Genomic DNA, 8,785 nt, shown 5'->3' on the forward strand with positions numbered 1-8,785 from the left:
GTACCGAGGTCACCCGCACCCCGTCGCAGCCGTCTGACAGCAAGCTCTTTTCCACGGCGTCGTCCCCGGTGGCGAAACAGGTGGGGTGTGCGGTGACCGCCACCGGCGCCGACAGCACCGCATCCTCGAAGTCTGCTGTGGCGTAGCGCAGACGCACCGTCGCGGTCGACTCCCACCGGGTCCGCTTGCAGAGCACCTTACGCGCAGCGATCTCCAGCGTCACCGGGTCCTCGAACACAGCCCTGGACAGGTCCACCACTCCCGCGCACACGAACGGCCCTAACTCCGAAGCCACCACGAACCGCGCCCTGCCGAACCCGGCGCTGCTGGCGAACTGCGCCCCGCCGAACTCGGTTTCGCCGTAGAACCGTGCCTCGTCGAATCCGGCGTAGCCGGAGAACCGCGCTGAGCCGAATCGGATGTGGCCGGAGAACTGCGCCCCGTCGAATCCGGCGTTGCCTGGGAAATGCGCCTCATCGAATTCGGCGTTGTCGTGGAACTGTGCCCCGCCGAATTCGGCGTAGCCGGAGAACTGCACCATGCGGAAACCGGCGTAGTCGGAGAACTGCGTCCTGTGAAATTGGGCGTTGCCGGAGAACTGTGCACCGTGGAATACGGCGTAGCCGGTGAACTGCGCCTCGTCGAATTCCGCGTCGCCGGAGAACTGTGCCTTATCGAATTCGGCATTGCCGGTGAACCGCGCCCCGCTGAACTTGGCAGTGCCCATCTGGGGTTTTCCTGTGCTGGGGTCGCTCAGTGCCCTCAGAAGCTGCCGAAGCAGGTCTTCGGTGAAAGGGGTGCCGCGGTGGTCGATGTCGACTCCGGGGACCAGCCGCACCAGGTAGGTTTCACGGTCTGTATCGGACAGGTGGGCAAGGCATGCGGTGTGGCCGGGCACGCGGATGCCGAGGCAGCCGACGGGATCGGCCGCGACGTCCGCGCCGTGTGCGCAGTACGGCCAAGACGGAGGTGAGGGTATGGGGTCCGGGGGTGTGCTCATGGCGTGGCGGCTCCGCTGTCATGTGCCGGTTCCGGGTCTCGTGCAGGCAGGACGGGCGGTGGGGTCGATGAGTTCTTCCCGCGGTGGAGGAGTTGTACCCCGGGTAAGGGCTCTCATCGGTGTCGCCGCGGTACGCGCGATGAGCCTGTTGTCCGCGAACAACAGGGCTGTCTGGGCGGCTTCCTCGCCGATGACGTGCCGGGCGGACTCGGCGGCCAGATCGTGCATCTCGGGCAAGTGGTCGACGCGGTCCCGCGGTCCGCGAGTGTGTGGAATATCTATCGGCCCGCGCACCGTTCTGCCGCCATTCTCGCGAACGAGTCGATGTCACACGCGTCAAAGGCCTCCACGATGGACACCGGCGCACCGCACTCCTGCTCGACCAGACTCACGATCTGCATGATGGACAGAGAGGTCGCTGCCAGATCGAAGAAGTCCTTGCGCACGTCGAGGGTGTCCACGCGCAGGACTCGACGCACGATGTCGAGTACGCACTCATAGGGGCCGTCCTGCATCGAGGCCTTTCCTCCCGCTGTGGACGCCGTCGCGGTGACGGTCCGACAGACTCCAAAGCAGGCGGCAGCAGTGCCCGTGCCACATGGGAAACGATCTCCTCCATGGCGTCCCGTACAAAGAAGTGGCCGCCCGTGACGCCCCTGGCCTCGAAAGAGCCGGTGGTGTGTGAGCGCCACCCTGACACTGCCTCGGCGCCGACGATCGGGTCGTCGTGGCCGACGAACGCCGTGACAGGGCTCTCGAGTTGTGGGCCGGGCTGATACTCGTACGTCTCGTACCAGGTGAAGTCCGCCCGCAGCACCGGGAGCAACAATTCCATCAGCTCCTCGTTCTCGGCGATCTCCGGCGGAGTACCGCCCCGGGCCCTGAGCTGCCGTATGAGCTCCGCGTCGTCGAGTGTGTGGAGCTTGGTGGCAGAGCGCGGCACATCTGGGGGAGGCTCCGCGCTGAGGAACAAGCGGGTCGGCGCGGGCTGTTCTCGCTTTCGCAACGCCCGGGCGAGCTCGAAGGCGAGCAGAGCCCCGCCACTGTGCCCGAACAGTGCGAACGGTGTGTCGGCCGTGTGCGGTGCGATCGCGTCGGCGAGTTCGTCGACCAGCGTTTCGAAGCAGGTCTGCGGAGGCTCCACGAAGCGGTCCTCGCGCCCCGGCAGTTGCACCGCCCACAGCTCGACGTCCAGCGGCAGCACATCCGCCCAGGGCAGGAACGCCGATGCGGCGGCGCCCGGAAAGGGGAGACAGAACAGGCGATGGTGCGCGTTGGGCCGACGAACTCTGCCCAGGCAGGGTGTGTCGAATGCGAACGTAGCCACCGACCCAGCTAATCACACGGTCCCGGCCTCTCGTAATGCCACGCATCCCGCATCCTGTAGTCGGCAGCCTACGATGTGGGGATGGACCAGCGGCCACTGTCGTTCAGCCAGGAAGCACTGTGGTTTCTCTGCCGGCTCCAACCGGACAGTCCCTTCTACAACATGTCGCGCGGCTACCGGCTGTGCGGGACGCTGGAGCGACAGGCGCTGGAGAAAGCGTTCGCCGATGTGGTGCGCCGTCACGCCATCCTGCGTACGAGGATCGTCGAGCGCGACGACCGGCCTGAGTTGGTCGTCGATCCGCCGCTGTCCCGCTGGACCTTCGAAACGGCCGATGTGCGCGGGCTGCCGACGTTACAGCGGCAGGCGGAAGTGTCACGTCTCAACCTCGAGCTGGCGCGGCGCCCGTTCGACCTCGCTCATGACCTCCCCGTCCGCGCCCGGCTGATGCGTCTGGACGAGAGCCAGCACGTGTTACATGTGGTGTTCCATCACATCGTGGCCGACCGGTGGTCCCTGGACCGTGTCTTGGCCCCCGAACTCGCCGAACGCTACGCCGCCCATCTCGCGGGCGACGCCGCGCCGATGCCGGAACTCACCACCCAGTACTGGGACTTCGCCCGGCGGCAGCGTGAGGAACTGACCGAGGAGAGGCGTCGGAGCCAGCGCCGCTACTGGTGGGATTCGCTGATCGGCGCCCCGGCGGTGCTGGAGGTGCCCGGCGACCGGCCTCGCCCCCCGACGCGGGCGTACCGAGGCGAGACGTACGCCTTCTCACTCCCGGACTCCCTGGCGAAGGGAGCCCACGAACTGTCGCGGCAGGGCCGCACGACGATGTTCATGACCATGTTGACGGCGTTCGCCGGGGCCGTGGCGCAGTCCAGCGGCACCGAAGACCTGATCATCGGCGTACCGGTGATGAGCCGGGGAAGGTTCGACCACCCTGAGCTGATCGGCATGTTCGTCAACACGCTGCCGCTACGCATCGACCTCCGCGGCGGCCCGCCCGCCCTGACCGTGCTCAAGCGGGTGCGGTCGGCGGTGCTCGGGGCGCTCGGAAACGGTGAGCTTCCGTTCGAGCAGATCGTCGCGGGGCTGGACATCGACCGTGACCTCTCCCGCAACCCGCTCATCCAGATCGTGTTCCAGTTTGAGGACGTGCCACCGGGGGCGCGGTTCACCGAGCCGGGGGTCTTCGCGGGACCGGTCGGCGTCTCGTCGCGGTCGATCCGTTTCGACATCGAACTGCATATGTGGCTGCGGCCCGATGGCGGTGTCTCGGGCAAGGCCGCCTACGCCACGGATCTCTACGACCGGGACACGATCGCGGCCCTGGTGCGCCGGATCGAGAGGGTTCTCGGCGCGATGGTCGCGTCCCCCGACCAGCCCCTGCCGGGTGTTGCGGCGACTTGCGACCGGCGGCCGTCGCACGGGTCGGCCACCTCCGTGCCGCGGGTGCGCCGCCTCGGTGATCAGCCCGATGCGGCCGCGTCCGCGCCGGAGTCCGTAGCGCGACCGCTGACCCCCGCGGAGCGTCTGGTGCTGGACGTCTGGCAGGAGGTGCTCGACGTCACCGGCATCCGTCCCGGCGACAACTTCTTCCATATCGGCGGCAGTTCGCTGCGTGCCACCCGGGTCGCCGCCCGGCTGCGCCGACGGCTGGACCTGGAGGTGCCGCTGCGCCTGCTGTTCCAGCACCGCACCGCCGAGAAGCTGGCGGCTGCGCTGCCGGCCGCGCCGAAAGCGGCGGGCGGCGAACTCACCGGCATCTCCCGGCCCGCCATGCCACCTCTCTCCTTCGGTCAGGAACGGCTGTGGTTCCTGGATCAGTTGGTGCCGGGTAGCACCGCCTATGTCATGGGCACCGGGTTCCGGCTCGTCGGCGACCTGGATCCGGTGGTGCTCCGGCGCGCGCTCGACGAACTCGTCCGCCGCCACGAGGTCCTGCGGACGTCCTTCCCGCTGGACGCGTCCGGGCGCCCCTGGCAGTCGGTCGCGTCGGCCACTTCGGCCACACCAATCGCCCTTCCGGTGGTGGAGGTGGCCCAGGCCACGGACGAGGGCATCACCGACCAAGACATCACCGACGAGGACATCACCAATACGGTGGTCCGCCTGGCCCGGGAGCGTGTCGAAGAAGGCTTCCCGCTGGCGTCCGGCCCGCTGCTGCGGGCCACGCTCTTCCGTTTCACCCCGCGGCTGCACGCGCTCGTCCTGCACATACATCACTCGGTGTGCGACGCGGTCTCCCTCAACCTGATCGCCCGTGAAATCTCCGCCCTGTACACCGCCTTTGTCCAAGGGGTGCCGTCGGCTCTGCCCGAGCCGCCACTCCAGTACGCCGACTACGCCACCTGGCAGCGGCAGCCGGCTCAGGTTGCGGAGGCCGAGCGGGAGATCGCCCACTGGCGGCGCCGGCTGGCGGGACTGACACCGCTCGACCTGCCCACGGACCGGCCGCGCCCCGCAATGCAGAGCCTGACCGGCGGAAGGTACTCCTTCAACCTGCCCCAGGATCTGACCCGGGCGATGGCGCGGTCCGGCGAGGGCGAGGGCTGCACACCGTATCTCGTCATGCTCGCGGCCTGGGCCGCGCTGCTCGCCCGATACTGCGACCAGGACGACGTGTGCGTCGCCACGCCCGTCGACAACCGGACCCGGCCGGAGCTGGAACAGCTGGTCGGGTTCTTCGCCGACACCGTCGTCATGCGGATCGACCTCGGCGGCGATCCGTCCTTCCGTGAGCTGCTGCACCGCGTGCGCGACACGTTCCTGGAGGCGCACGAGCACCGGAACGTGCCCTTTGAACGGCTGGTGGCCGAACTCCCCGTGGAGCAGGACGCCAGTCGTAACCCACTGGCCCAGGTGGCCCTGGTCCTCCATGACGACCGTGTGCCCGCCATCGGGCTGGGGCCGGTGCGCGCCGAGCCGTTCGGCCTGTCCAACCCGGCCACGCGGTTCGACCTCGAACTGCATATGCGTATCGAGGCGGACCGGACCCGCTGCCTGCTCACCTACGCGGCCGATCTGTTCGACGAGCAGACCGTCGCCCGCATGGCCCGGCACCTGGTGAATCTGCTCGGTGCGGCTGTGGCCGACGCGGAGCGGCCGGTGTCCCGGCTGGAGCTGCTGGCCCCCGAGGAGCGGCACGAACTGCTCGTGTCGTTCAACGACACCGACCTCGACCTCGGCGCTTTCACCGCGCTCCACGAACTGGTGGAGGAGCAGGTACGCCGCTCCCCGGACGCGCCGGCCGTCGTCTTCGGCGACCGTGTGCTCAGCTACTCCGCACTCGACGCCGATGCCGATCGCCTCGCCGCGCACCTGCGGGACCTGGGCGCCGGTGCCGAGCGCATCGTGGCCGTCTGCCTGGAGCGGTCCTTCGGCCTCGTCACGGCGCTCCTGGCGACGCTGAAGTCCGGGGCCGCTTTCATGCCGCTGAGTCCGGACGACCCGCCGGGACGCCTGGCCGCACTCCTCGGCGACGCGTCCCCCGCCGTCCTGGTCACCTCCGAGTCGCTGCGTCGGCGACTGCCCGTCGACCTGCCCGTCGACCTGCCGGTGGTGGTCGTCGACGCGGTCCGGGTCGAGGAGCCGCGACCACCGGCGCCTCGGACGGCCGTCGAGCCGCGCCGGATGGCGTATGTGCTGTACACCTCCGGGTCCACCGGGAAGCCGAACGGGGCCGTCAACACCCACGAGGGCATCGTCAACCGGCTGCGCTGGATGCAGACCCAATTCCCGCTCGACGCGGGGGACGCCGTCCTGCAGAAGACGCCGGTCACCTTCGACGTCTGCGTGTGGGAGTTCTTCTGGCCGCTGATCTCCGGCGCCCGGCTGGTGCTGGCCGAGCCCGGCGGACATCGCGATCCGGACTACCTCGCCCGGGTCATCCGGGAGCAGCGGATCACCACGGTGCACTTCGTACCGTCGATGCTCCACCTGTTTCTGGCCCGGCCCGGGGTCGAGGAGGCCACCGCGTCCCTGCGCCGGGTGCTGTGCAGCGGGGAGGCGCTGGACCCCGGGTTGCAGGAGCGGTGCGGGCGCAGGATCGCCGCCGACCTGTACAACCTGTACGGCCCGGCGGAGGCCGCGGTCGATGTGGCCTTCTGGCGGTGTCGGCGCGGCCCCCGGCCGGACACCGTGCCCATCGGCCACCCGATCGCCAACACCCGGCTCTACGTGGTCGACAGGCATCTGCAGCCGGTGCCGGCGGGGGTACCGGGCGAGCTGTGCATCGGCGGTGTCGGTGTAGGCCGTGGCTACCTCGGGCGCGACACTCTGACCGAACTCCGCTTTCCGCCCGACCCGTTCCGCCCCGGTCCGGGCCGACGGCTGTTCCGGACGGGTGACCGGGCGCGCCACCGCCCCGACGGGGCGCTGGAGTTCCTGGGCCGCCGCGACGACCAGGTCAAGTTGCGCGGAGTCCGGATGGAACTCGGCGAGATCGAGGCGGCGCTCACCGCCCACCCGGCGGTGGAGGCCGCGGCCGTGGCAGTGCGTGCGGACACTCCCGGCGGCCCGCGGCTGGTGGCCTATGCCGTCCCCGAGCCGCGGCGGGCGGGCGTGCCGCGGCGCCTGGCGGGTATGGACCGCACGGGCCGAGCCGTGGGGCAGCACAGGACGGTGCTGCCGGACGGTACGCCGGTGTTCCACCGGCATGGCGAAGAGACCGCGTTCATGTACGGCGAGATCTTCACGGCCCGCACTTATGCCCCGCCCGGTGTCCGGCTGCCGGACCGTGCGGTGGTCTTCGACATCGGCGCCAACATCGGCCTGTTCAGCCTCTTCGCGCACCGCGACTGCCGCGATCCGCTGGTGTACGCCTTCGAACCCGTGCCCCAGGTGTGCGACATCCTGCGCCTCAACGCCGAGCTCCACGGCATCGACGCGCAGGTGTTCGACAAGGCGCTGGGTGACCGGCCGGGGACCGCGGAGTTCACCTTCTACCCCGGTGTCTCCATGCTGTCCGGCCGATACGCCGACTCCCCGCTCGACCGGCAGCGGGTGCGTACGATCGCGTCGAGGGATCTCGGGTCGGCCGTGTCCGGACGGGATGTGGAGGACATTCTCGACGCGCGGCTGGGCGCGACGCGGATGGCCCGGCCCGTCATCACCTTGTCGAGCGTCATCGAGGAGCAGGGGATCGCCCGGATCGACCTGCTGAAGATCGACGTCGAGCGCGGCGAACTGGATGTGCTGGCGGGGATCGCCGACGGGCACTGGCCACTGATCCGGCGGATCGTGATCGAGGTGGACGATGCCGACGGCCGGCTGGCCGCCGTGCTCGACCTGCTGCGGTCGCGTGGCTACACGGCGGCCGTGGACGACGGCACCGGCCAGGCGGCTGCCGACGGGCTGCGCGTGGTCCACGCCTCGCGTGAGGCCGCGGGGCCGCGTGAGCCCGCCGGACCGCGTGGGACCGCAGGGTGTGACGGGCCGGGCACCGACTCGGGCCGGGAGGACGAGGCGGGCCGGCTGCTCGGAGAAGGGCACGGCGGCCCAGAGGAGAGGTACACCAGCCCCGACCGGCTCGCCGGTGATCTCCTCGCGTTTCTGCGTCACCGACTGCCGCTGCCCATGGTGCCCTCGTCCCTGGTGTTCCTCGACGAGTTGCCACTGTCACCCAACGGCAAGACCGACCGCCGGCGCCTGCCCGCGCCGGGCGACGGGCCGGAACAGCGCGGCGCGGTGTCTCCGCGTGACGACACCGAGCGCGCCCTGGCGGAGTTGGCGGAGGGGCTGCTCGGTGTGTCGCCGGTGGGCGTGACGGACGACTTCTTCACGCTGGGCGGCCACTCGATCCTCGCCGCACAGCTGATGGCCCGCGTCGAGACCGCGTTCGGCCGCCGTCCCTCCCTGGCGGCTTTCCTGCGGGAGCCGACGGTCGAGCAGCTTGCCGGATCGCTGCGCGCGGACCGGTCCCCGGATCCGGCCTCCGACGGTGTCGTACGGCTCCGCGCGGGCACCGGCGACCAGCCGCCGCTGTTCCTCTTCGCACCGCTGGGCGGCGGAGTCCTGTGCTACCGGGACCTGGTCCGGCACCTTCCGCCGGGGCCCGCCGTGTACGGGCTGCGGGCCCCCGGCTTGGACGAGGGCACCAGCCCTGAGGACGACCTGGCGCGCCTGGCGGCCCGTCAGGCGGCGGTCGTCCGACGCGTGTGGCCGACCGGACCGTATCGGCTGGCCGGCTGGTCGTTCGGTGGTGTCGTCGCGTTCGGGGTCGCGTGCGAGCTCGTCCGGGAAGGGGCGCGCGTCGAGCCGCCGGTGCTGATCGACAGTTATCCGGTGGTCGAACCGGCCACGGCCGGGCGCAGGGCGGCCGAGTTCGTCGCCACATTCGTCCGAGAACGAGGACCGTCGGCTCCGCCGACACCGCGGCGATCCGCAGGCACCAAGGACAACGACCAGCTCGGATGGATCATCAGCCGGATGCGGGAGATCGGCGTGCCGCCGCG

Annotated in this window: 4 protein-coding genes; 1 reads left to right on the forward strand and 3 read right to left on the reverse strand. The window is 70.2% G+C overall.

The features are described from left to right. From CCN51_RS01870 to CCN51_RS01880, 3 genes are all read right to left on the reverse strand, one after another. The coding region (locus tag CCN51_RS01870) for a pentapeptide repeat-containing protein (RefSeq protein ID WP_245881561.1) at positions 1-1,000 on the reverse strand (1,000 nt) is incomplete at its 3' end. Positions 1,001-1,278: 278 nt separating this feature from the next. Beyond that, positions 1,279-1,479, reverse strand: a complete 201-nt coding sequence (locus tag CCN51_RS59795; protein WP_425444740.1) for a phosphopantetheine-binding protein — start codon at positions 1,477-1,479, stop codon at positions 1,279-1,281. Beyond that, positions 1,389-2,327, reverse strand: a complete 939-nt coding sequence (locus tag CCN51_RS01880) for a thioesterase II family protein (protein ID WP_078610837.1) — start codon at positions 2,325-2,327, stop codon at positions 1,389-1,391. The genes CCN51_RS59795 and CCN51_RS01880 overlap by 91 nt, the downstream gene beginning before the upstream one ends. Positions 2,328-2,408: 81 nt before the next feature. Between CCN51_RS01880 and CCN51_RS01885 the strand changes: the two genes are divergently transcribed. Beyond that, positions 2,409-8,785: non-ribosomal peptide synthetase (locus CCN51_RS01885; RefSeq protein WP_143675704.1), on the forward strand; the 6,377-nt coding region annotated here is incomplete at its 3' end.

The sequence above is a fragment of the Streptomyces milbemycinicus genome (assembly GCF_002154605.1).
In the GTDB taxonomy this organism is placed as follows: Bacteria; Actinomycetota; Actinomycetes; order Streptomycetales; family Streptomycetaceae; genus Streptomyces; species Streptomyces milbemycinicus.